Raw genomic sequence first — 20,179 nt, forward strand, 5'->3', positions numbered from 1 at the left:
TCCTGCGTGTGCTTTTCGCGCAGCGGACCGCGGGTGCGAGGTCAGCACCCGGCCTTCCCTGCGCCCTCTTGGACAAGAGGGGTGGAATGACCAGGCAAAGCTCGGGCGAAACGCGCCGCGAGGACGAGAAGGCGTGCGGCTACACACTCTCTGTCATCGCCCGGCTTGACCGGGCGATCCAGTACTCCGAGACAGTTATGATTGAACCGAGAAGCCGCGGCGTACTGGATTCCCCGCTCTCGCGGGGAATGACAGTGGTGCTGGGAGGACGAAGCCGTCACCTCATACTCCGTCGTTGCGAGCGCAGCGGAGCAATCGAGCCTGCCGCTGCGGAGGGATTCTGGATTGCTTCTGCCTTCGCTAAAGCTTCGGCGACAAGTCGCTGCGCTCGCAATGACGATGTAGAGAGAATGTCCGCCAACCTCTCCTTGGGATAATGAGTCCTGGCCTTCGCCAGGACGACGCCGGAGTTGGTGGCGATCAGTTCGACCCAAACCCGATCACAACCAAGTGTCTTCCAAGCGTCTTTATTCGGAAACAGTCATTCCCTATTATCCCGCAATGCAAAAGACCGCCCGCAAATCCCAGCCCCTTGCCCGTCCGCCCGGCCGTCCTCGCGAGTTCGACATGGATACTGCGCTCGACAGGGCCGTGCGCGTGTTTTCCGAGCGCGGTTATCATGCCACCTCGATCGGCAATCTCACCGCGGCGATGCGGCTGGCGACCGGCAGCGTCTACAAGGCTTTTCGCGACAAGCATGCGGTGTTTCTCGCCGCCTTCGAGCGCTACGCGGCGCAGCGCCAGGAGCAGACGCGCAGCGCGGCGGCGAAAGGCGCCAATGGCCGCGAGCGGCTGCGCAACCTGCTGCTGTCGTATGTGGAGCATTCCCAGGGCAGCGAGGGGCGGCGCGGCTGTCTCGTGGTCGGCAGCGCGGTCGAATTGTCCGCGGTCGATCCGGTGGTGGCCGCCCTCGTCAGCGCGCGGCTGGAAACCAACGAAGGCTTTATCGCCGGCCTCATTCGCGAGGGGCAGGCCGACGGCTCTATACCCCGCCATGTCGCCGCCGACGACACCGCGCGGCTGATGATCTGCATCACGCAGGGTCTGCGCGTCGTGGGCAAGGCGCGCCTCTCGCTCGATGGCAAGCGCCTGGTCGCCGTCGCGATGAAGCTGCTCGCCTGAATTTTTTGTCATATTAGGGAACAAGCGTTTCCTATAGTTCGGAGACCGTGTGAATGACGATGAATGCCACGATCGAGACCGCGCCGGATCCGGACGCGGTGTCGCAGCGCCTGACCTTTGTGCTTGCCGCGGCCTGTGGCATGGTCGCCGCGAACATCTACTACGCCCAGCCGCTGATCGCTCCGATCAGCGCCGCGCTCGGCCTGTCGCATGAAGCGGCGGGGCTGATCGTCACCATGACGCAGATCGGCTACGGCGTGGGGCTTCTCTTCATCGTGCCGCTCGGCGACCTCGTCGAGAACCGTACCCTGATCTGCTCCGTCATCGCGCTCGGCGCGGCAGCCCTGCTCGCCGCGGCGTTGGCGTCCCACGCGCTGCCGTTCCTGATCGCCGCGCTGTTCATCGGGCTCGGCTCGGTCGCGGTGCAGATCATCATCCCCTACGCGGCGCATCTCGCGCCGGCAGCCATTCGCGGCCGCGTCGTCGGCAACGTCTCGACCGGCCTGATGCTCGGCATCATGCTGGCGCGGCCGGTGTCGAGCTTCGTCACGGCGATGCAGTCGTGGCACGCGGTGTTCTTCTGCTCGGCCGCGCTGATGATCTTGCTCGCAGCCGTGCTCTGGATGACGCTGCCGAAGCGCAAACCGGTCGCGCGCATGCATTACGGCGAGTTGCTGCTGTCGATGCCGCATCTGGTGCGGGCCACGCCGCTGCTGCGCCGCCGCGCGCTCTACCAGGCGAGCCTGTTCGGCGCCTTCAGCCTGTTCTGGACCGTGGCGCCGCTGCTGCTCGCGAGCCAATTCGGCTTCACCCAGCGCGGCATCGCGCTGTTCGCGCTTGCCGGCGTCGCCGGCGTGTTCGCGGCCCCGATCGCGGGGCGGCTTGCCGATCGCGGCCATAGCCGCGTGGCAACGCTGGTCGCGCTGCTGCTTGCGGCCGTGGGCTTCCTGATCACGCACGTCGGCGCGGCCGGATCGATGCTGAACCTCGCCTGCCTGGTCGTGGCCGCGATCGCGATCGACATCGGCGTGCAGGGCAACGTCGTGCTCGGCTTCCGCGCGATCTTCGCGCTGGGGCACGAGCACCGCAGCCGCCTCAACGGCCTCTACATGGCGACGTTCTTCACCGCGGGCGCGGCGGGCTCGGCGGTCGGCGCCTGGGCCTTTGCGCAAGGCGGCTGGACGCTCGCATCGGCCATTGGCCTCGCGCTGCCCGTCGCAGGCCTGGTCTATGCGGCCACCGAGTAGCGGCCGCGGTCGTCTAAATTGTGCGATTCGGCCCGTTTACCAAGGCCGTCCGGCCGGCAATTTCCGCCTCGCAGTTTCCCTGCCGCTGTAGTACTTTGGTCGCAAGCGGGCCTGGTTAACGGGCGGCAGGGGGAGGCTGATGAGGCGTGCGGAGCTGGTTGGCGTAGCGCGGATACGACCTTGGTCGTGGCAGGCGTTTCTACTTGGTTTCGTCGTTGTCGCAATGTCGGCTGCGCTCCAGGGCGCCTGTGTCGCGCTCGGCGCAAAACTCTATTTCGCGGCGTTCCTGCCCAGCCTGTTCGTGCTCGGCATTGTCGCGGGCGCACCGGCGGCGGCGTTCGCCGCGGTGCTCACCATTCCGCTGGTGTGGTGGGCGTTCATGCCGCCCTTCTTCGAGTTCAATTCGCTGACCAATGCGCATGCCGATTCCATCAAGCTGTTCTGCCTGCTCGCCGTGCTGGTGATCGGCCTTGCCGATCTCTGCCGTGCGACGATGGCGATCATCAGCCGCGGCGGGTTGAAGCCGCGAAGCGAGAGCGCGGCAACGAATTCGCAATAGATCGGCACCCCGCGGCCGCGCGCGTTGCGCGCGGGCAACAGTCCGGAAACCATTCGCGCGCTTGCCGAGTGGCGCTAACTTTTCGAAAAAGATTTGGCCGCAATTTCTCCCCCGGGAATGACGAGGGAGTTTTCGGACATGAACGGCCAAATCACCGGTCACGCCATCTTGGAGAACGTGCGCCGCTACCGCGGAATCGCATCGCTCTATCGCCAGACCGCTGCATTCCGCCCGGGCCAGAGCTGGTCGCTGCTCGAGCAGGCGAAGGATTGGGAAGCGCGGGCGCTGCTGGAGCTGGAAGCCTATTTCGCCGCGCGGCTGGATTACGCTGCTACGCGCGCGGCCTGATCGTTAACCATCGGCGCGGCCTTGGGCAGGTCCGCCGAAGTGGCGGTCGTCGGGCCGCGTACGGAGACCACTGGGCGATTACGGAGTTCTCTCGACGCCCGTCTGTGCTAGCAACGTCCCGACCGAGACATCCCAATTCGGCCGGGGCAAGCGATGACCACCTTCAACCGCATCTTCACGACCGAGCGCCTGCTCCAGATCATCGTCATTCTCGCGGCCACGGTCGCAATGAAGCTGATGGGCTGAAATTCGACGGGCTATCGCGCCCCGAGTTCGGGCAGGTCGGGAAGATAGTTCGACCCCTCCGATCCCAGGAAATCGAACATCGCCTGCGCCGGCGGCAACAGCACCTTGTCGCTGCGGCGGATCACGTACCATTGTCGCACGATCGGCAGGCCCGCGACGTCGAGCACGATGAGCCGGCCCTCGGTGAGCTCGTGCGCCACGGTGTGGGCCGAGATAAAGGCGATGCCCAGCCCGGCGATGACAGCCTGCTTGATGGTCTCGTTGCTGCTCATCTCCATGCCGATGATCGGCTCGAGATCGGACCTCTGGAACATGCCTTCCATCAGTGTCCGCGTGCCCGAGCCGGGCTCGCGGGTGAGGAAGGTCTCGTGCACGAGGTCGGTCAGGTTGAGGCCGGAATCCTTCTCCAGCCAGTGCCCCTTGCGCGCGACGATGATGTGCGGATTGCGCCCGAGCTGACGGACGTCGACGCTGACATCGGCCGGTGGCCGACCCATCACCGCGAAATCGAGGTCGTAGCCGTGCATGGCCCCGCGGATCTCCTCGCGATTGCCGACCGTGAGCTTGATCTCGATCTTCGGATACCGCTTCGAGAATGCCGCGATGGCGTGCGGCACGAAATATTTTGCGGTCGAGACCGCGCCGAGATGCACTGTGCCGCCGGTCCGCCCCGCGAGCAGGTCGAGCGCGCCCTGGCAGTCCATGATCGCAGCTTCGACGCGCTCGGCGAGGCTAAGCACCTCCTTGCCTGCCTCCGTCAGCAGCATACCGTCGCCGGTCCGCTGCAGCAGCGGCAGGCCTGCGAGATCCTGAAGCTGGCGCAGTTGCTGGGTCACGGCCGGCTGCGTCAGGCCGAGTTGGGTCGAGGCTGCCGTGACGCTGCCCTTGGCCGCGAGCGCCGCGAGCGAGCGAAGCTGCCGGATCGTTAGATGCCGGAGCTGCGCCGCTGAGTGGGCATTATAAGATAATTCTTTGGCGCACATTATGAATAGAAATTTTCCTTATTAAGCCGCCCCTGTCAATCTCCTCGTTGTTGGCACTGACCGCATCGGACCTCCAGCGGGGAGGGAACTGGATACGGCACCAGCAAGGGGATGGACGCAGATGACCGGGCAACTCAGGCTGGACCACCACCTTCAGCGGTATTCCGAGACGGCGCCGCATGCGCTGGCGGTAGCAGCCGCGGTCGACGCCATCGCGGTGGCCGCGATCGAGATCGCCGATCTCATCGCCACCGGAGATCTCGCGGACGCCTCGGGCCTGACCACCGGCCGCAACAGCGACGGTGACGTCCAGCGCGATCTCGACGTGCAGGCGGATGCGATCCTGCGCCGCTGTCTCGGCAAGCTGCCGATCGCAGCACTGGCCTCAGAGGAGATGCGCGAACCGCAGATTGGCGACCGCGCGGCGAAGATCTGCGTCGCGATCGATCCGCTCGACGGTTCCTCCAACATCGACATCAACATGACCGTGGGCACGATCTTCTCGATCCTGCCCGCGCCCGACGATCTCGCGCTCGCCTTCCATCAGCGTGGCTCGGCGCAGCTCGCGGCGGGGTTCGTCACCTACGGCCCGCAGACCTCGCTGGTGCTGACGCTCGGCGAGGGTGTCGACATCTTCACGCTTGACCGCAAGTCCGGTTGCTTCCGTCTCGCCCGCAGCGCCGTGCAGATCTCCGAGACCTGCGAAGAGTTCGCGATCAACGCCTCGAACCGCCGGTATTGGGAACAGCCTGTGCGCGCCTTCGTCGATGAATGCCTCGCCGGTGTGGAAGGGCAGGCCAACCACAATTTCAACATGCGCTGGGTCGGCTCGCTGGTTGCAGAGGCCTATCGCATCCTCACCCGCGGCGGCGTGTTCCTCTATCCCTCCGATGCACGGCCCGGCTATGGCGACGGCCGCCTCCGCCTCGTCTACGAGGCGCACCCGATGGCTTACATCGTCGAGCAGGCCGGCGGCTCTGCTTCGACCGGGCGCGAACGCATCCTCGAACTCTCGGCGCAGAGCCTGCATCAGCGCGTGCCGCTGATCATGGGCTCGAGCAACGAGGTGCAGCGCGTCGAGGAACTGCATTGCGATCCCTTGCTGGTCGCCAGCGTCTCCGCACCGCTGTTCGCGCGGCGCGGCTTCTTCCGGCTGTAAGCGAGGCATCCCATGTCCAGGAAGCATCCGATCATCTCCATTACCGGCTCCTCCGGCGCCGGCACCACTTCGGTCAAGAAGACCTTTGAGCAGATCTTCTTCCGCGAGAAGGTCAACGCCGCGTACATCGAAGGGGACGCCTTCCATCGCTATGATCGCGCGGAAATGCGCACGCAGATGGCGAAGGAGGCCGATCGCGGCAACAGGCATTTCAGCCATTTCAGCCCCGAGACCAATCTGTTCGAGGAGCTGGAGCGGGCGTTTCGCGACTATGGCGAGACCGGCACGGCGACGACGCGGCACTACGTCCACGACGCCGAAGAATCCGCGCTGCATGGCGCCGCACCCGGCACCTTCACCGAATGGAAACGACTGCCGGAGAGCTCCGATCTGCTGTTCTACGAGGGCCTGCATGGCGCGGTCGTCACCGACAAGGTCAACGTCGCGCGCTATGCCGACCTCAAGATCGGCGTCGTGCCCGTCATCAATCTCGAATGGATCCAGAAGTTGCACCGCGACCGCAGTGCGCGAGGCTATTCGACCGAGGCCGTCACCGACACCGTTCTGCGGCGGATGCCCGATTACATTCACTACATCTGCCCGCAATTTTCCGAGACCGACATCAATTTCCAGCGCGTGCCGACGGTGGACACCTCCAATCCGTTCATCGCGCGCTGGATCCCGACGCCGGACGAATCGATGGTCGTGATCCGCTTCAAGAATCCGCGCGGCATCGACTTTCCCTACCTGCTCTCGATGCTGCCGCAAAGCTGGATGTCGCGCGCCAATTCGATCGTGTGCCCCGGCGCGAAGCTCGATCTTGCCATGCAGCTGATCCTGACGCCTCTGATCATGCAGCTGATCGAGCGCAAGCGAAACCTGAAGTGAACAAGGAGAGTATCCGATGAACATCTCCGTCCACGCCGACGCCGACCTCACGCCGGTCTCGCACAGCGATCTCGCCAATGCCGTCCGCTTTCTCGCGGTCGACGCCATCGAAGTCTCGCAATCCGGCCATCCCGGCCTGCCCATGGGCATGGCCGATGTCGCCACCGTGCTGTTCTCGCGCTTTCTGAAATTCGACTCGGCTCACCCCCATTGGCCGGATCGCGATCGCTTCGTGCTGTCGGCGGGCCATGGCTCGATGCTGCTCTATGCATTGCTCCATCTCACCGGCGGCGACGTCAGCCTCGATGACATCAAGGCCTTCCGGCAATGGGGCTCGAAGACACCTGGACATCCGGAATATGGCCATACGCCGGGCGTCGAGACGACGACCGGTCCACTGGGGCAGGGGATTGCGACCGCGGTGGGCATGGCGCTCGCCGAGCGCATGGCGAATGCGCGGCATGGCGATGGCCTCGTCGATCACTTCACCTACGTGATCGTTGGCGACGGCTGCCTGATGGAAGGCATCAGCCAGGAGGCGATTTCGCTCGCCGGCCATCTCGGGCTCGGCCGCCTGATCGTGCTGTTCGACGACAACGGCATCTCCATTGACGGGCCGACCTCGCTCGCGACCTCCGACGACCAGCTCGCGCGCTTCGCTGCCTCCGGCTGGTCGGTGCGTCGTGTCGACGGGCACGATCCCGAAGCGATTGCGCAGGCGATTGCCGAGGAGCGGGAGAGCGCAAAACCGTCGCTGATCGCCTGCCGCACCATCATCGGTTATGGCGCGCCGGATCGTCAGGGCACCGAGAAGGCGCATGGCGCGCCGCTCGGCACCGAGCAGACGGCGGCGGCGCGGCGAGCACTCGGCTGGGACTACCAGCCCTTCGTGGTGCCCGTCACGATCCTGAAGGCATGGCGGATGATCGGGCAGCGCGGACAGGTCGAGCGTCTCGCCTGGCTCGATCGCTATGAATGCGCGACGCCCGAGCAGCGCGATCTGTTTGTCGAGGGCAAGACGGTTGCCCTGCCGAATGCCTATGCCCAGGCCTCGGCGAAATTGCGCGAACGCTTTGCCACCGAGCGTCCGAAGCTCGCGACGCGGCAGGCGTCGCAACAGGTGCTCGACGGAATCGCAGGGACGATTCCCGGATTTGTCGGTGGCTCGGCAGATCTGACGCATTCGAACCTGACGCATGCCAAGGCGCAGACCCCGGTCAAGCGCGATGCGTTCGCCGGCGATTACATCCATTACGGCATCCGCGAGCATGGGATGGCGGCCGCGATGAACGGCCTCGCGCTGCACGGCGGCTTCATTCCCTATGGCGGCACCTTCCTCGCCTTCTCCGACTACAGCCGCCCGGCGATCCGCCTCGCCGCCTTGATGGGGATCCGCGTCATTCATGTGATGACCCATGACTCCATCGGCCTGGGTGAGGACGGCCCCACGCACCAACCGGTCGAGCATCTCGCAGCGCTCCGCGTCATTCCGAACCTGCTTGTGTTCCGGCCGGCCGACGCGGTTGAGACGCTGGAAGCATGGGACTGCGCGCTCCAAGCTGAAAATCGTCCCTCCGTGCTGTGCCTGTCCCGTCAGGCTCTGCCGACCTTCCGCAGCGATGTCCGCGGAAGAAACCGCGTCGCACGCGGCGCCTATCTGATTGTTTCGCCGGACGGCGGCCGCGACGTGACACTGATCGCAACGGGTTCGGAAGTGTCTATTGCGCTGGAAGCCGCTCGCCTGCTCGCCACCGAGCACGTGCGCGCGGCCGTGGTCTCCGCGCCCTGCTTCGCGTTGTTCGAGGAGCAGCCGGAGGATTACCGCGCCGCTGTTCTCGGCACCGTGCCGCGCGTCGGCATCGAGGCGGCCGTGGCGGGCGATTGGTATCGCTGGATCGGCACTGACGGCGAATTCGTCGGCATGCGCGGCTTCGGTGCCTCGGCGCCTGCACCCGTGCTCTACCGCGAATTCGGCATCACGCCGCAAAGCGTTGCAGAAGCCGCCCGGCGAGTGATTGCCCGCGCGGGCAAGCAATAACAGGAGGAATTGTCGTGGCCCGTATCACCCTTCGTCAGCTGCTCGACCACGCCGCCAGTCACGGCTATGCGGTGCCGGCGTTCAACATCAACAACATGGAGCAGGGTATCGCGATCATGCAGGCGGCGGCCGAGGTCGATGCGCCCGTGATCATCCAGGCTTCGCGCGGCGCGCGCAGCTATGCCGGCGACCTCATGCTCTCGCACATGATCGACGCGCTGGAGCGGACCTATCCGGACATCCCGCTCTGCATGCACCAGGACCATGGCAATGACGAGGCGACCTGCGCGACCGCGATCGCCCATGGTTTCACCTCGGTGATGATGGACGGCTCGCTCAAGGCCGATGCCAAGACCGCGGCCGATTATGACTACAATGTTGCGATCACTAGCCGCGTCGTCGATCTCGCTCATTGGGTCGGCGCTTCCGTCGAAGGCGAACTAGGCGTGCTCGGCTCGCTCGAGCATGGCGGTGGCGAACAGGAGGACGGTCACGGTGTCGAAGGCAAGGTCAGCCACGACCAGCTGCTGACGGATCCCGACCAGGCGGTCGACTTCGTCCGCGCCACCAAGGTCGATGCGCTCGCGATCGCGATGGGCACCTCGCACGGCGCCTACAAGTTCAGCCGCAAGCCGGACGGCGACATTCTGGCGATGCGGGTGGTCGAGGAGATCCACCGTCGGCTGCCGAACACGCATCTCGTGATGCACGGCTCTTCCTCGGTGCCGCAGCCGCTCCAGGACATGTTCAACCAGTTCGGCGGCGAGATGCCGCAGACCTGGGGTGTGCCGGTCGAGGAGATCGTCCGCGGCATCAAGAGCGGCGTGCGCAAGGTCAATATCGACACCGACTGCCGGCTGGCAATGACCGCGGTGTTCCGGAAAGTGGCCGCGCAAACGCGATCCGAGTTCGATCCGCGCAAATTCCTCAAGCCCGCGATGGATGCAATGCGCGAGCTCTGCCGCGACCGCTTCGAGCAGTTCGGGACCGCAGGCCACGCAAGCCGGATCAAGGTCGTTCCCTTGAGCGAGATGGCGCGGCGTTACCGCGCCGGCGAGCTCGATCCACGCATTGGCGCTCGCGAGCCAGTTGCGGCCTAATCATTCAGAGAGAGAAGAGCAGGAGAGAGCCATGAATGCACATGCAGGAACCGTCCGCGGCAAGGAAAGATATCGCTCGGGCGTGATGGAATACAAGCGCATGGGCTATTGGGAGCCTGACTACGTGCCAAAGGACACCGACGTCATCGCGCTGTTCCGCGTGACGCCGCAAGAGGGCGTCGACCCCATCGAGGCGTCGGCCGCAGTCGCCGGCGAATCCTCGACCGCGACCTGGACGGTGGTGTGGACCGATCGGTTGACCGCCGCCGAGAAGTATCGCGCGAAATGCTACCGCGTCGATCCCGTGCCGGGCACGCCGGGCTCGTACTTCGCCTACATCGCCTATGATCTCGACCTGTTCGAGCCTGGTTCGATCGCCAACCTCTCGGCCTCGATCATCGGCAACGTGTTCGGCTTCAAGCCGCTGAAAGCGCTGCGGCTGGAGGACATGCGCTTCCCGGTCGCTTATGTGAAGACGTTCCAGGGACCGGCAACCGGCATCGTGGTCGAGCGCGAGCGGCTCGACAAGTTCGGCAGGCCGCTGCTCGGCGCCACCGTGAAGCCGAAGCTCGGGCTTTCGGGCCGCAATTACGGCCGCGTCGTCTACGAGGCGCTGAAGGGCGGGCTCGATTTCACCAAGGATGACGAGAACATCAACTCGCAGCCCTTCATGCACTGGCGCGACCGCTTCCTCTATTGCATGGAGGCGGTGAACCGCGCGCAGGCGGCCTCCGGTGAGGCGAAGGGCACCTACCTGAACATCACCGCGGGAACGATGGAGGACATGTACGAGCGCGCCGAGTTCGCGAAGGAGCTCGGATCGTGCATCGTCATGATCGACCTCGTGATCGGCTACACCGCAATCCAGTCGATGGCGAAATGGGCGCGGCGCAACGACATGATCCTTCATCTGCATCGCGCCGGTCACTCGACCTACACGCGGCAGAAGAGCCACGGCGTCTCGTTCCGCGTCATCGCCAAATGGATGCGGCTCGCGGGCGTCGACCACATCCATGCCGGCACGGTGGTCGGCAAGCTCGAAGGTGATCCGAACACCACGCGCGGCTATTACGACGTTTGCCGCGAGGACTTCAACCCGACCAGGCTCGAACACGGACTGTTCTTCGACCAGTCCTGGGCGAGCCTGAACAAGATGATGCCGGTGGCCTCCGGCGGCATCCACGCCGGCCAGATGCACCAGCTGCTCGACCTGCTCGGCGAGGACGTCGTGCTCCAGTTCGGCGGCGGCACCATCGGCCATCCCATGGGCATCGCGGCCGGCGCGATCGCGAACCGTGTGGCGCTGGAAGCCATGATCCTCGCCCGCAACGAAGGCCGCGACTACGTCCACGAAGGTCCGGAGATCCTGGCAAGGGCGGCCGAGACCTGCACGCCGCTGAAAGCCGCGCTCGAGGTCTGGAAGGACGTCTCTTTCAACTATGAATCCACCGACACGCCGGACTTCGTGCCGACCGCGCTCGAAACCGTTTGAGGAGATTTGACATGAAGCTGACCCAAGGCTGCTTCTCGTTCCTGCCGGATCTGACCGACGATCAAATCACCAAGCAGGTGCAATATTGCCTGACCAACGGTTGGGCCGTGAACATCGAGTTCACCGACGATCCGCATCCCCGCAACACCTATTGGGAGATGTGGGGCCTGCCGATGTTCGATCTCCAGGACGCCGCCGGCGTGATGATGGAGCTCGCCGAATGCCGCAGAGTGTATGGCGACCGTTACATCCGGCTCAGCGGCTTCGATTCCAGCCATGGTTGGGAATCGGTGCGGATCTCGTTCATCGTCAACCGCCCGCCGCAGGAGGCCGAGTTCGAGCTGGTGCGGCAGGAGGTGGGCGGCCGTGCGATCCGCTACACCACCATGCGCCGGCAGCCCGCGCACGCGCCAACCTAAGTCATTCTCCTCCGCGCGGAGCACTCCCTGCTCCGTTTCCTTGGCGGACCACTGCTTCGCCGCTCCCCCGCGGCGAAGCCCTTTTCTTCGAGGTGCCGATGCTGGATGTTCCCCACGCAATGACCACTGAGCCCGGCGAGACCAGTTTCGATCTCCGCAAGGAGGCCGAAGCGGCCGGTATCACCGGCACGCTGCAGCAGCTCGAGCAGGAGCTGATCGGATTGAAGCCGGTGAAGAACCGCGTGCGCCAGATCGCGTCGCTCCTGCTGGTCGAACGCATCCGGCAGCGTGCCGGATTGGCTTCGTCGCCGCCGACGCTGCACATGTCGTTCACCGGAAATCCCGGCACCGGCAAGACGACCGTCGCGCTTCGCATGGCAAAGATCCTGCACGGACTCGGCTTCGTGCGGCGCGGGCAGGTGATCTCGGTGACGCGCGACGATCTCGTCGGCCAGTATATCGGCCACACCGCGCCGAAGACCAAGGAGATCCTGAAGAAGGCGATGGGCGGCGTGCTGTTCATCGACGAGGCCTATTATCTGCACCGTCCCGACAACGAGCGCGACTACGGCCAGGAGGCGATCGAGATTCTGCTGCAGGTGATGGAAAACCAGCGCGAGGACCTCGTCGTGATCCTTGCCGGCTATGGCGAGCGGATGACGAGCTTCTTCGCCTCCAACCCCGGCTTCCGCTCGCGCATCGCCCACCACATCGACTTTCCGGACTATGCGGAAGCCGAGCTGCTCGTCATCGCCGAGCTGATGCTGAAGGAACGGGGTTATCGCCTGTCGGCGGCGGCGCGTGAGGCTTTCGAGAAATACATCGCGCTGCGCCGGACCCAACCGTTCTTCTCGAATGCGCGCTCCATCCGCAACGCCGTCGACCGCATCCGCCTGCGGCAGGCCGATCGCCTCGTATCCGATCTCGATCGCATGCTCGAGATCGCCGACCTCGAAACGATCGATCCCATGGATGTCCTGGCGAGCCGCGTCTTCCGCGGCGGGGCGGACGCGCAGAGGAGTACGAAGCCATGACGAGAGAAATCCTCATCGCGCCGTCGATCCTGGCTGCGGATTTCGCGCGCCTCGGCGAGGAGATTGTAGCGATCGACGCTGCGGGCGCCGACTGGATTCACTGCGACGTCATGGACGGGCATTTCGTCCCGAACATCAGCTATGGCGCGGACATCATCAAGGCGATCCGGCCACTGACGAAGAAAATGTTCGACGTGCATCTCATGATCGCGCCGGCGGATCCCTATCTCGAAGCCTTCGCGAAGGCCGGAGCGGATGTCATCACGGTGCATGCCGAAGCCGGTCCGCACCTCGATCGCTCGCTCCAGGCCATCCGCGCGCTCGGTAAAAAGGCCGGTGTCAGCCTGTGTCCCGCCACTCCCGAAAGCGCGATCGAATATGTGCTCGATCGTCTCGACCTCGTCCTGGTGATGACGGTCAATCCGGGTTTTGGCGGCCAGTCCTTCCTGGAGTCCCAGCTCGAAAAGATCGGGCGTATTCGAAGCATGATCGGCGACCGGCCGATCCGGCTCGAGGTTGACGGCGGCATCACGCGCGAGAATGCCGCTGCCGCGGCCGCTGCGGGCGCCGATACGCTTGTAGCGGGCTCCGCCGTGTTTCGCGGCAAGAGCAGCGCGGATTATGCCGGCAACATCGCGGCTATCCGCGCCGCTGCGGAAGCCGGCAGGGTTCCGAAGCTGCAACATAGTTTGCCGCAGACGATCCAGACCGGTGAGCCCGCACTCATCCGGTAGACTACCGGATACAGGCGGAGCGAGCCCGCACCGCAATGGTTGTGCCAGGGCGTGCCACTTTGCAGCGGAGACATACGGAGGATGACCCAGAACCCCTAGCCATGGCCTGCGGTAAGGTTCCGAAGCGTTGAGTTCGCGATGATTGGAACTTTCGCCTGAACACGCGTTTGCCTAAAAAGCGAATCGAGCGCGCGGCGGGCGCAGCAAATCTTTTGCACAACCGCCATCGCCCTGACGCAAATAAGGGCAATAAGCTCTGTGAATGCGAGGGAGGGTCTCATGGATAACGTACGTCGCTACCGCGCGCTAGCGTCCCTCTGTCGTCAGCAGGCCGCCTACCGGCCGCTCCAGAGCTGGGAACTGCTCGGGCAGGCCGAACATTTCGAATATCTCGCTGAAGTCGAACTCAAGGCGCATTTCGACGCGTGCAATGCGCCACACGACGAGGACGGCATCGAGGCCACGGGGTGGGAGAGGCCCGCCGCGGCGTGACGGTCCAACTTGTTCGAATGTGACCTGAACTTGCCGGTTCCGGCACCGCTCAAGGACTTGGTTGTCAGCCCAAACGACAAGGCTTGTGACCGGCCCGACCTGGATCGTCACTCGATTAATGCGACATCAGCGTCGGGACCGTCATGGCTTCCAGCATGGCGCGGGTGACGCCGCCGAGGAACCGCTCCTGCAATCGCGAATGGCCGTAGCCGCCCATGACCAGAAGATCCAGGTTCTCATCGGCTGCCAGCGACAGTATGGTCGGCTGAATGTTAGAGCGCGCGGCCGACAGGTTGACGGTTCGGGTCGACAGTCCGCGCCGCCCGAGGTGCCTCGCCAGATTGCGCGTCGAGACCTCGTCGGGAACCATGTCTGTTTCGTTGATCGCAATGATCACGATTTCCTCGCCGCGGGCCAGGAATGGTGCGGCGTCGCGCATGGCGCGCGCTGCGAGGCGGCTGCCATCCCAGCAGATGCCGATCCGTTTCGCCTTGAACGCTCCACGGAAGGTGTAGGGCAGGAAAAGCACCGGGCCGCCCGCTTGGAACAGGATCTCGCGGGGCACATCGTTGTCGAGTGAGCCTTGCGCCGGATCCGGCTGGAGCACGATGCTGAGATCGTGCAGCCGCGCCATCTCGCCGAGCAAGCCGACCGCATCCCCCGGCATCGTCCCGAGCGGGTGGCATGTGTAGGAAATGCCGGCGTTCATCGCTTCGCTCTTGAACACCGCGAGCGCGGCCTCGGCCCGCTCCACTGCGCTTTCGCGCTCCATCTCGAACACCGCCGCCACGGCAGCGCCGCCCTCCATCACGTAGGCCGCACTGGTTGCCACATAACCAACCGCGACTGCATCGAGATGGGCGTTGAGGCTCGCTGCGAGCGAGATCGAGCCGTCGATCACCGGGCGCATCGGGCGCTCGGTGGGGATATGGACGAGAATGTCTTTGTACATGACGTGCCTCCGATGGACATCATCCGGTGGCCGCAGTCTTTCACGGTTCGCAGGGCCCGCGTTGAGCTGCATCAAACGTGCAGCCTCGAGTTTTTGACCTTCGCCGGCCCCAGCCACTTTGCCAAGATTTAATCACTTGGACGGGACGCTGTAAGGTGGCGACCACCATGTTGGGTACGGGGCGACTTACCCAACATGGACATATCGACATGAACGATCACGTCAATTCCGACACCACCGCGTCCCGCAAGATCTTGAGGCCGCGCCGGCTCGCGCTGCTCGGCACCGTGGCCGCGCTTGGCCTGGCCGTGCTGGCGACTGCCCCCGGCTCTTCGCCGTTCAGCGCGACCTCCTTCATTGCGCCCGCCCAGGCCGCGGAGAGCGCCGCGACACCGCCGGGCTTCGGCGACCTCGTCAGCAAGGTCAAACCTGCCGTCATCTCGGTCCGGGTCAGGATCGACCAGGACAACGATAAGAGCGCGATGCTGCAACAGAACCGCATGGATTCGGACGAGGCGACGCCGTTCGACCAGTTCTCACGGCAATTCGGCTTCCGCGGCCCTGGCATGGAAGGCATGCCGCGCCAGCGCCGCCAGATGATCACGGGTGAGGGCTCCGGCTTCTTCATCTCCGCCGACGGCTATGCCGTGACCAACAACCACGTCGTCGATCACGCCGAGTCGGTGCAAGTGACGATGGACGACGGCACGACCTACAGCGCGAAAGTGGTCGGCACCGATCCGAAGACCGATCTCGCGCTGATCAAGGTCGAAGGCAAGAAGGACTTTCCGTTCGTCAAATTCTCCGAGCAGAAGCCGCGTATCGGCGACTGGGTCGTCGCGGTCGGCAATCCCTTCGGCCTCGGCGGCACCGTGACCGCCGGCATCGTCTCGGCCAGCGGCCGCGACATCGGCAACGGTCCCTATGACGACTTCATCCAGATCGACGCGCCGATCAACAAGGGTAATTCCGGCGGCCCGGCCTTCGACATGAACGGCAACGTGATCGGTGTAAACACTGCGATTTTCTCGCCCTCCGGCGGCTCGGTCGGCATCGGCTTCGACATTCCGGCCTCGACCGCAAAGCTCGTCGTCGCTCAGTTGAAGGACAAGGGCGCGGTCACACGCGGCTGGCTCGGCGTGCAGGTGCAGCCGGTGACGTCGGATATCGCCGACAGCCTCGGCCTCAAGGAGGCGCGCGGCGCGATCGTCGACAATCCGCAGGACGGCAGCCCCGCGGCGAAGGCGGGCATCGAGGCGGGCGACGTCATCACCGCGGTCAATGGCACCGCGATCAAGGATTCCCGCGATCTCGCCCGCACCATCGCCACCCTGGCGCCGGGCACGTCCGTGAAGCTCGATGTCGTCCACAAGGGCGACAGCAAGACGGTGACACTGGCGCTCGGCGAGTTGCCGAACGAGCGGCAAGCTAGAGCCGACGAGAGCAAGTCGCAGCCAGATGCCGGCATGCCGCCGCGTCTCGGGCTCAGCCTGGCTCCGGCCGGCGACGTGCAGGGCGCCGGCCAGAAGGGCGTCGTAGTCACTGAAGTCGATCCGCAAGGTCCGGCCGCACAGCGCGGCATCCAGACCGGCGACGTCATCCTCAATGTGGGCGGCAAGGCCGTCGCCAACATCGGCGATGTCCGCTCGGAGCTGGCGCAAGCGAAATCGTCCGGCAAGCGCAGTGTGCTGCTGCAGGTCAGAAGCGCGCAGGCGACCCGGTTCGTGGCGGTGCCGCTCGCATAAGTCGAAGGTCGATCGGCGTAAATCCAAAAGGCGGCCCCCGGGCCGCCTTTCTTGTTCGCCTTCAGGATTCCGAATGCCGGCCGATAACATTCTCGTTAACGGCAGGGAGGATGACCCGGTTCGTCCGAAAAAGCCGTGTTCGCTCATCACAATTGCGGATCTCGTCTGGACTCGGCGGCAATGAAGCCGCCGACGATTGCAAGCGTGGAACTTCGAATTTGCTGCCGCTGAGCTGGGCCGGCCGGCAATTCGTATTGATCGGTGCCGACATGGATCGATTGAAGCTCTCGCTAAGGACTGCGCTGCTCGTGGCGCCATTCGTACTGTGGGGTGGAAACGCTCTCGGGCGTGACGACGGCCGTTACGCGGACTCTCCCCTCAAGCCATGGTTCGACGGCCTTCGCAGCCATCTCGGCCCGTGCTGCTCGGATGCGGATGGGTTTGCCGTCGCCGATCCCGACTGGGACTCGCACAATGGACATTATCGCGTACGGCTCGACGGCGAGTGGGTCGAGGTACCGGACGAAGCCGTGATCACCGAGCCGAACCGGGCCGGCCGCACTATGGTGTGGCCGGTGAAGACCGCGTTCGGCGTTTCGATCCGCTGCTTCATGCCGGGCAGCATGATCTGACGGAGGTCAGCGCGACCGTTTGGAGGATTTGCGCTTCGACGTTTTCTTCGAGCTCTTCTTCGAAGTCTTCTTGGACGTTTTCCGAGCTGTCTTCTTTGACGTTTTCTTGGACGTCTTCCGCTTCGCGGCTTTCTTTGGGACCTTCTTGCCCTTCTTGCGCGCTTTCGACAGGCCGATCGCGATTGCCTGCTTGCGGCTCTTCACGCGTCCGCCTCGACCGCCCGGTCCGCTTTTGGCGGTACCCTTCTTGTAGCGCTTCATCTCGCTTTCGACATCGCTGCCGGCGCTGCGCGAGTAGCGGCGCTTCTTTGCCTTGCGTGCCATGCATGTTCTCCCTTGGCCGGGGAAAACCATCCGAGACAGGCATAGTTCCGAAAGCGCGCGCGAACGTCGGGGATACGCGACCCAGCCTAGAACGAATCCGCCAGCTCGATCTCGGCTTCCAGCACCTGAATGCGCCGCGCTGCCTCGCTGGAGGACAGATCCCGGGCATATTGCGCGGGTTGATACGCCTCTTCGCTCAGCCGTTTCAGCCGCAGGCCCTGCGCCCGCGTCATCTGCTCGGTGAGGAAAGCCTTGGCGGTGAGGGAAGTCTTGTCGGTCAGGAAAGTCTTGTCGGTCAGGAAAGTCTTGGCGTCGTATTTACCTTGAACCTGCATGTCGCTTCTCCCTTCTGAAATCGTGACTTGACTATATGTTCTTATTTTGTTCTAACAAGCCATGGACAACAGAATTAATGAAATTCGACGTAAAATCAGCGCCTTGAGGCTGGAAATGGCCGATATCGAGGTGTCCGTCCGCGAACTCGTCGAGCGCGATCGTGACTGCACAGAGAAGGCCCTGGCGCAGATGGATCTGCGCCGGAAAATCAATCTGCTGATCGGCGAATGGAAGGCTGCAGGTGGCGGCGATGTCCTGCCGAATGTCCGCGACAGGATGCGCCTTCGTTCCGCGAAGACATCAGGTAGTCCTCTGCGCGTGGTTGCGCGCCGCTGAAAGCTTTGGGAGCGCACGGTGGAGGAAGACCCGGATGCGTACCGGATTCTGAAGCTGCGCGCCGAGATTCTCGAACTGGGCTCCGCCATCCGGCAGCTGCAACGCGAGGGGCTCGACGACGCCGCGGCCCAGCTCTTGATCGCGCGCAAGCGTGCACGACTCGATCATCTGGTGAAATCAGATCTCGGAGCGCGCCTTAAAGTCACTGAGGGCCGACGCAGCTAAGCGAGTTCGTCACGTCAAGACAGGTAGATCAGGGCGCCTTCGGCGTGCCGTCCCAGCAATAGAACGCCCGAGATCAAGAGCCCGAGGCCGGCCGGCAGATAATAGAACGAGCCACCCAAGGCGATCAGCCACGCGCCCCCGATCGCGATGATGATGCTGCAGATGAGCATGATTGCGCCGAGCAGCGGCGCCGCCCAGCGCGAGAGCAATGACCGAACGTTTGCCATTCGCCACCTCGATGGAATGCGGTTCAAACGATCTTCTCGGCGAACGTTCCTGTGGCTGACACAACCTGCCGCACATCCGCGTGAAGCACGCAATCGCGCGGAACGGAAGTCGGCTCGGCTGATTGACCGGGCTCCTCTCACGTCAACGGAGTGTTCCATGGAGCTTCAGGGTAAGACGATCGCGATTTTGGCCACGCACGGCTTTGAACAATCGGAACTGGAAGTGCCGCGCGACCGCTTGAAACAGGCGGGCGCGACGGTCCACGTCGTCTCGCTTGCACCCGGCGAGATCAAGGGCTGGGACAAAAAGGATTGGGGTCGGGCCGTGAAGGTGGACAGGACCCTCGACCAGGTTTCCGGCAGCGACTACGACGCGGTCGTTCTGCCGGGCGGGCAGATCAATCCGGACCTCCTGCGGGTCGAGCCGAAGGCGCTGAGCTTCGTCAAGGACATCTTCAACGCGAAGAAGATCGTTGCGGCTGTCTGCCATGCGCCTTGGCTCCTGATTGAAACAGGCATCGCCAAGGGCCGCAAGCTGACCTCATACAAATCGATCAAGACCGATGTCATCAATGCCGGCGCGGCATGGGAAGACTCGGAAGTGGTTGTTGACCAGGGCGTCATCACCTCGCGCAACCCCGGAGATCTCGAAGCCTTCAGCGCCAAAATCATCGAAGAGATCAAGGAAGGTCGGCACCTTCAACGCAGCGCGGCGTGAAGTCAGCGGCTCCCGGAGGGAAAAGCCCCGCGCGGCCGCGGGGCTTTTGTCTGACATCTCGGCGGGGATTTACTTGGTGTTGCTCATGCCGGCCTTGTTGTTCGTCATGGTGCCGCCCTGGTCGGAGCCGGGGCCTGAGCCGCCCTGACCGGAGGGGTCAGCACCCTTGGAGGACTTGGTGTTGGCGCCCGTGGTGGTCTGCGACGACGACATCGAGGATCCGTGTTTCGCCTTGTGCGACTTGGCCTGCACGGCGAACGGTGCGGCGGCCAGGCCGGTTGCCAACATCACGGCAAGAGCGAGCTTGGTAGTCTTCATGTTCGGGAACTCCCTGAGTTGAATTGACGCAGGCAGCCAACTGCCATTCGTCGCAGGAGTTCCGAACAAAGAAGTTCCGGTAAATCCCGCATAGTTCAAGTTTGCTTGTCCTCTGCGAGGATGAATACGACGCCGGTCAGTGTCGCGCCGATCGCGAACGTCGTCACCAATGTGAGGGCGAACACGACCACGGCCTGCCTTCCGCCATGACTCAGCAAATTGGCGACGCCGGGATTGGACAGCACGAGCAAGAGGCTGAAAGCGAGCCCGAGGGCTGCGCCCATCATGGCGTGCGTCATCAGCTTGATGAGCCCGCTGGGAGAGATCAGGTCCGACGACTTCTTCGCGCGCATGGAACTCTATCCCAATCTGGCATGCAACGCCTGCGTCGCTCGCCGGTTCCACCCGCATGAAGGAATTGTCATCGTCCGCTTCATCCGACGTT

25 protein-coding genes are annotated in these 20,179 nt (G+C 64.1%); 18 read left to right on the forward strand and 7 right to left on the reverse strand.

All coding sequences use genetic code 11. The features are described 5' to 3' along the window. Positions 1-627: 627 nt before the first annotated feature. The 4 genes from AC0L21_RS29330 (at position 628) to AC0L21_RS29345 (ending at position 3,336) form a co-directional block, all read left to right on the forward strand. Positions 628-1,182, forward strand: a complete 555-nt coding sequence (locus AC0L21_RS29330; RefSeq protein ID WP_473265127.1) for a TetR/AcrR family transcriptional regulator — start codon at positions 628-630, stop codon at positions 1,180-1,182. 53 nt (positions 1,183-1,235) lie between these two features. Further along, entirely contained in the window at positions 1,236-2,429 is a 1,194-nt protein-coding gene (locus tag AC0L21_RS29335; RefSeq protein ID WP_473265128.1) for an MFS transporter, read from the forward strand. Positions 2,430-2,568: 139 nt separating this feature from the next. After that, positions 2,569-2,988, forward strand: coding sequence for a DUF4118 domain-containing protein (locus tag AC0L21_RS29340; RefSeq protein ID WP_473265129.1), 420 nt, complete (start codon positions 2,569-2,571; stop codon positions 2,986-2,988). 138 nt (positions 2,989-3,126) lie between these two features. Next, entirely contained in the window at positions 3,127-3,336 is a 210-nt protein-coding gene (locus AC0L21_RS29345; RefSeq protein WP_473265130.1) for a hypothetical protein, read from the forward strand. Positions 3,337-3,593: 257 nt separating this feature from the next. On the opposite strand, the gene AC0L21_RS29350 is transcribed toward AC0L21_RS29345, so the two are convergent. Then, positions 3,594-4,565, reverse strand: a complete 972-nt coding sequence (locus AC0L21_RS29350) for a LysR family transcriptional regulator (protein WP_473265131.1) — start codon at positions 4,563-4,565, stop codon at positions 3,594-3,596. A 121-nt stretch (positions 4,566-4,686) separates the two neighbouring features. On the opposite strand from AC0L21_RS29350, the gene AC0L21_RS29355 reads away from it, so the two are divergent. The 9 genes from AC0L21_RS29355 to AC0L21_RS29395 all read left to right on the forward strand — a co-directional run bounded on the left by AC0L21_RS29355 (position 4,687) and on the right by AC0L21_RS29395 (position 13,921). Next, on the forward strand, positions 4,687-5,724 hold the full coding sequence (locus tag AC0L21_RS29355) for a class 1 fructose-bisphosphatase (RefSeq protein ID WP_473265132.1): 1,038 nt from the start codon (positions 4,687-4,689) through the stop codon (positions 5,722-5,724). A 12-nt stretch (positions 5,725-5,736) separates the two neighbouring features. Beyond that, positions 5,737-6,612 (forward strand): phosphoribulokinase, encoded by an 876-nt coding sequence (locus AC0L21_RS29360; protein WP_063993396.1) that lies wholly within the window; start codon positions 5,737-5,739, stop codon positions 6,610-6,612. A 16-nt stretch (positions 6,613-6,628) separates the two neighbouring features. Beyond that, positions 6,629-8,650: a transketolase gene (tkt, locus tag AC0L21_RS29365; protein ID WP_473265133.1), complete on the forward strand. Its 2,022-nt coding sequence runs from the start codon at positions 6,629-6,631 to the stop codon at positions 8,648-8,650. 14 nt (positions 8,651-8,664) lie between these two features. Continuing rightward, positions 8,665-9,750 (forward strand): class II fructose-bisphosphate aldolase, encoded by a 1,086-nt coding sequence (fba, locus tag AC0L21_RS29370; RefSeq protein ID WP_473265134.1) that lies wholly within the window; start codon positions 8,665-8,667, stop codon positions 9,748-9,750. A gap of 31 nt (positions 9,751-9,781) precedes the next feature. Beyond that, on the forward strand, positions 9,782-11,242 hold the full coding sequence (locus tag AC0L21_RS29375; protein ID WP_247356948.1) for a form I ribulose bisphosphate carboxylase large subunit: 1,461 nt from the start codon (positions 9,782-9,784) through the stop codon (positions 11,240-11,242). Positions 11,243-11,253: 11 nt separating this feature from the next. Continuing rightward, entirely contained in the window at positions 11,254-11,661 is a 408-nt protein-coding gene (locus tag AC0L21_RS29380; protein ID WP_473265135.1) for a ribulose bisphosphate carboxylase small subunit, read from the forward strand. Between the two features lie 98 nt (positions 11,662-11,759). Next, on the forward strand, positions 11,760-12,695 hold the full coding sequence (gene cbbX, locus AC0L21_RS29385; protein ID WP_473265136.1) for a CbbX protein: 936 nt from the start codon (positions 11,760-11,762) through the stop codon (positions 12,693-12,695). Continuing rightward, the gene (gene rpe, locus AC0L21_RS29390; protein ID WP_473265137.1) at positions 12,692-13,429 is read left to right on the forward strand and encodes a ribulose-phosphate 3-epimerase; all 738 of its coding nucleotides are present in this window, start codon (positions 12,692-12,694) and stop codon (positions 13,427-13,429) included. The genes cbbX and rpe overlap by 4 nt, the downstream gene beginning before the upstream one ends. 279 nt (positions 13,430-13,708) lie before the next feature. After that, positions 13,709-13,921 (forward strand): hypothetical protein, encoded by a 213-nt coding sequence (locus tag AC0L21_RS29395; RefSeq protein WP_473265138.1) that lies wholly within the window; start codon positions 13,709-13,711, stop codon positions 13,919-13,921. A 115-nt stretch (positions 13,922-14,036) separates the two neighbouring features. Here the strand turns inward: AC0L21_RS29395 and AC0L21_RS29400 are convergent, their stop codons facing one another. Continuing rightward, positions 14,037-14,873 (reverse strand): universal stress protein, encoded by an 837-nt coding sequence (locus AC0L21_RS29400; protein ID WP_473265139.1) that lies wholly within the window; start codon positions 14,871-14,873, stop codon positions 14,037-14,039. Positions 14,874-15,082: 209 nt separating this feature from the next. Between AC0L21_RS29400 and AC0L21_RS29405 the strand changes: the two genes are divergently transcribed. After that, positions 15,083-16,618, forward strand: a complete 1,536-nt coding sequence (locus AC0L21_RS29405; protein ID WP_473265140.1) for a Do family serine endopeptidase — start codon at positions 15,083-15,085, stop codon at positions 16,616-16,618. A 269-nt stretch (positions 16,619-16,887) separates the two neighbouring features. Then, on the forward strand, positions 16,888-17,250 hold the full coding sequence (locus AC0L21_RS29410; protein ID WP_007607279.1) for a hypothetical protein: 363 nt from the start codon (positions 16,888-16,890) through the stop codon (positions 17,248-17,250). A gap of 6 nt (positions 17,251-17,256) precedes the next feature. Here the strand turns inward: AC0L21_RS29410 and AC0L21_RS29415 are convergent, their stop codons facing one another. Beyond that, positions 17,257-17,574, reverse strand: a complete 318-nt coding sequence (locus AC0L21_RS29415) for a DUF6496 domain-containing protein (RefSeq protein WP_473265141.1) — start codon at positions 17,572-17,574, stop codon at positions 17,257-17,259. An 86-nt stretch (positions 17,575-17,660) separates the two neighbouring features. Continuing rightward, positions 17,661-17,909 (reverse strand): DUF3072 domain-containing protein, encoded by a 249-nt coding sequence (locus tag AC0L21_RS29420; RefSeq protein ID WP_473265142.1) that lies wholly within the window; start codon positions 17,907-17,909, stop codon positions 17,661-17,663. A 115-nt stretch (positions 17,910-18,024) separates the two neighbouring features. Between AC0L21_RS29420 and AC0L21_RS29425 the strand changes: the two genes are divergently transcribed. Both AC0L21_RS29425 and AC0L21_RS29430 read left to right on the forward strand, forming a co-directional pair. Continuing rightward, on the forward strand, positions 18,025-18,246 hold the full coding sequence (locus tag AC0L21_RS29425) for a hypothetical protein (protein ID WP_473265204.1): 222 nt from the start codon (positions 18,025-18,027) through the stop codon (positions 18,244-18,246). An 18-nt stretch (positions 18,247-18,264) separates the two neighbouring features. Then, on the forward strand, positions 18,265-18,471 hold the full coding sequence (locus AC0L21_RS29430) for a hypothetical protein (RefSeq protein WP_473265143.1): 207 nt from the start codon (positions 18,265-18,267) through the stop codon (positions 18,469-18,471). A gap of 14 nt (positions 18,472-18,485) precedes the next feature. Here AC0L21_RS29430 and AC0L21_RS29435 read toward each other — a convergent pair whose 3' ends face one another. Continuing rightward, positions 18,486-18,641 carry a hypothetical protein gene (locus AC0L21_RS29435; protein WP_473265144.1) on the reverse strand — a complete coding sequence of 52 codons (156 nt, stop codon included), beginning with the start codon at positions 18,639-18,641 and terminating at the stop codon, positions 18,486-18,488. Positions 18,642-18,855: 214 nt separating this feature from the next. On the opposite strand from AC0L21_RS29435, the gene AC0L21_RS29440 reads away from it, so the two are divergent. After that, positions 18,856-19,416, forward strand: a complete 561-nt coding sequence (locus tag AC0L21_RS29440) for a type 1 glutamine amidotransferase domain-containing protein (RefSeq protein ID WP_473265205.1) — start codon at positions 18,856-18,858, stop codon at positions 19,414-19,416. Positions 19,417-19,485: 69 nt separating this feature from the next. On the opposite strand, the gene AC0L21_RS29445 is transcribed toward AC0L21_RS29440, so the two are convergent. Both AC0L21_RS29445 and AC0L21_RS29450 read right to left on the reverse strand, forming a co-directional pair. Further along, positions 19,486-19,734 (reverse strand): hypothetical protein, encoded by a 249-nt coding sequence (locus AC0L21_RS29445; RefSeq protein ID WP_018456198.1) that lies wholly within the window; start codon positions 19,732-19,734, stop codon positions 19,486-19,488. A gap of 95 nt (positions 19,735-19,829) precedes the next feature. After that, entirely contained in the window at positions 19,830-20,087 is a 258-nt protein-coding gene (locus tag AC0L21_RS29450) for a hypothetical protein (RefSeq protein WP_473265145.1), read from the reverse strand. Positions 20,088-20,179 lie beyond the last annotated feature (92 nt).

The organism is Bradyrhizobium sp. WSM4873 (assembly GCF_055811355.1).

Bases quoted from the DNA above. Each gene is read 5' to 3' on its own strand.
- AC0L21_RS29450 (WP_473265145.1), bottom strand. From the start codon at position 20,087: ATGCGCGCGAAGAAGTCGTCGGACCTGATCTCTCCCAGCGGGCTCATC.
- AC0L21_RS29355 (WP_473265132.1), top strand. From the start codon at position 4,687: ATGACCGGGCAACTCAGGCTGGACCACCACCTTCAGCGGTATTCCGAG.
- AC0L21_RS29405 (WP_473265140.1), top strand. From the start codon at position 15,083: ATGAACGATCACGTCAATTCCGACACCACCGCGTCCCGCAAGATCTTG.
- AC0L21_RS29350 (WP_473265131.1), bottom strand. From the start codon at position 4,565: ATGTGCGCCAAAGAATTATCTTATAATGCCCACTCAGCGGCGCAGCTC.
- AC0L21_RS29380 (WP_473265135.1), top strand. From the start codon at position 11,254: ATGAAGCTGACCCAAGGCTGCTTCTCGTTCCTGCCGGATCTGACCGAC.
- AC0L21_RS29440 (WP_473265205.1), top strand. From the start codon at position 18,856: ATGGAGCTTCAGGGTAAGACGATCGCGATTTTGGCCACGCACGGCTTT.
- AC0L21_RS29335 (WP_473265128.1), top strand. From the start codon at position 1,236: ATGACGATGAATGCCACGATCGAGACCGCGCCGGATCCGGACGCGGTG.
- cbbX (WP_473265136.1), top strand. From the start codon at position 11,760: ATGCTGGATGTTCCCCACGCAATGACCACTGAGCCCGGCGAGACCAGT.
- AC0L21_RS29410 (WP_007607279.1), top strand. From the start codon at position 16,888: ATGGATCGATTGAAGCTCTCGCTAAGGACTGCGCTGCTCGTGGCGCCA.
- AC0L21_RS29345 (WP_473265130.1), top strand. From the start codon at position 3,127: ATGAACGGCCAAATCACCGGTCACGCCATCTTGGAGAACGTGCGCCGC.
- AC0L21_RS29420 (WP_473265142.1), bottom strand. From the start codon at position 17,909: ATGCAGGTTCAAGGTAAATACGACGCCAAGACTTTCCTGACCGACAAG.
- AC0L21_RS29375 (WP_247356948.1), top strand. From the start codon at position 9,782: ATGAATGCACATGCAGGAACCGTCCGCGGCAAGGAAAGATATCGCTCG.
- rpe (WP_473265137.1), top strand. From the start codon at position 12,692: ATGACGAGAGAAATCCTCATCGCGCCGTCGATCCTGGCTGCGGATTTC.
- AC0L21_RS29415 (WP_473265141.1), bottom strand. From the start codon at position 17,574: ATGGCACGCAAGGCAAAGAAGCGCCGCTACTCGCGCAGCGCCGGCAGC.
- AC0L21_RS29400 (WP_473265139.1), bottom strand. From the start codon at position 14,873: ATGTACAAAGACATTCTCGTCCATATCCCCACCGAGCGCCCGATGCGC.
- AC0L21_RS29330 (WP_473265127.1), top strand. From the start codon at position 628: ATGGATACTGCGCTCGACAGGGCCGTGCGCGTGTTTTCCGAGCGCGGT.
- AC0L21_RS29445 (WP_018456198.1), bottom strand. From the start codon at position 19,734: ATGAAGACTACCAAGCTCGCTCTTGCCGTGATGTTGGCAACCGGCCTG.
- tkt (WP_473265133.1), top strand. From the start codon at position 6,629: ATGAACATCTCCGTCCACGCCGACGCCGACCTCACGCCGGTCTCGCAC.
- AC0L21_RS29395 (WP_473265138.1), top strand. From the start codon at position 13,709: ATGGATAACGTACGTCGCTACCGCGCGCTAGCGTCCCTCTGTCGTCAG.
- AC0L21_RS29435 (WP_473265144.1), bottom strand. From the start codon at position 18,641: ATGCTCATCTGCAGCATCATCATCGCGATCGGGGGCGCGTGGCTGATC.
- AC0L21_RS29340 (WP_473265129.1), top strand. From the start codon at position 2,569: ATGAGGCGTGCGGAGCTGGTTGGCGTAGCGCGGATACGACCTTGGTCG.
- AC0L21_RS29360 (WP_063993396.1), top strand. From the start codon at position 5,737: ATGTCCAGGAAGCATCCGATCATCTCCATTACCGGCTCCTCCGGCGCC.
- AC0L21_RS29425 (WP_473265204.1), top strand. From the start codon at position 18,025: ATGGCCGATATCGAGGTGTCCGTCCGCGAACTCGTCGAGCGCGATCGT.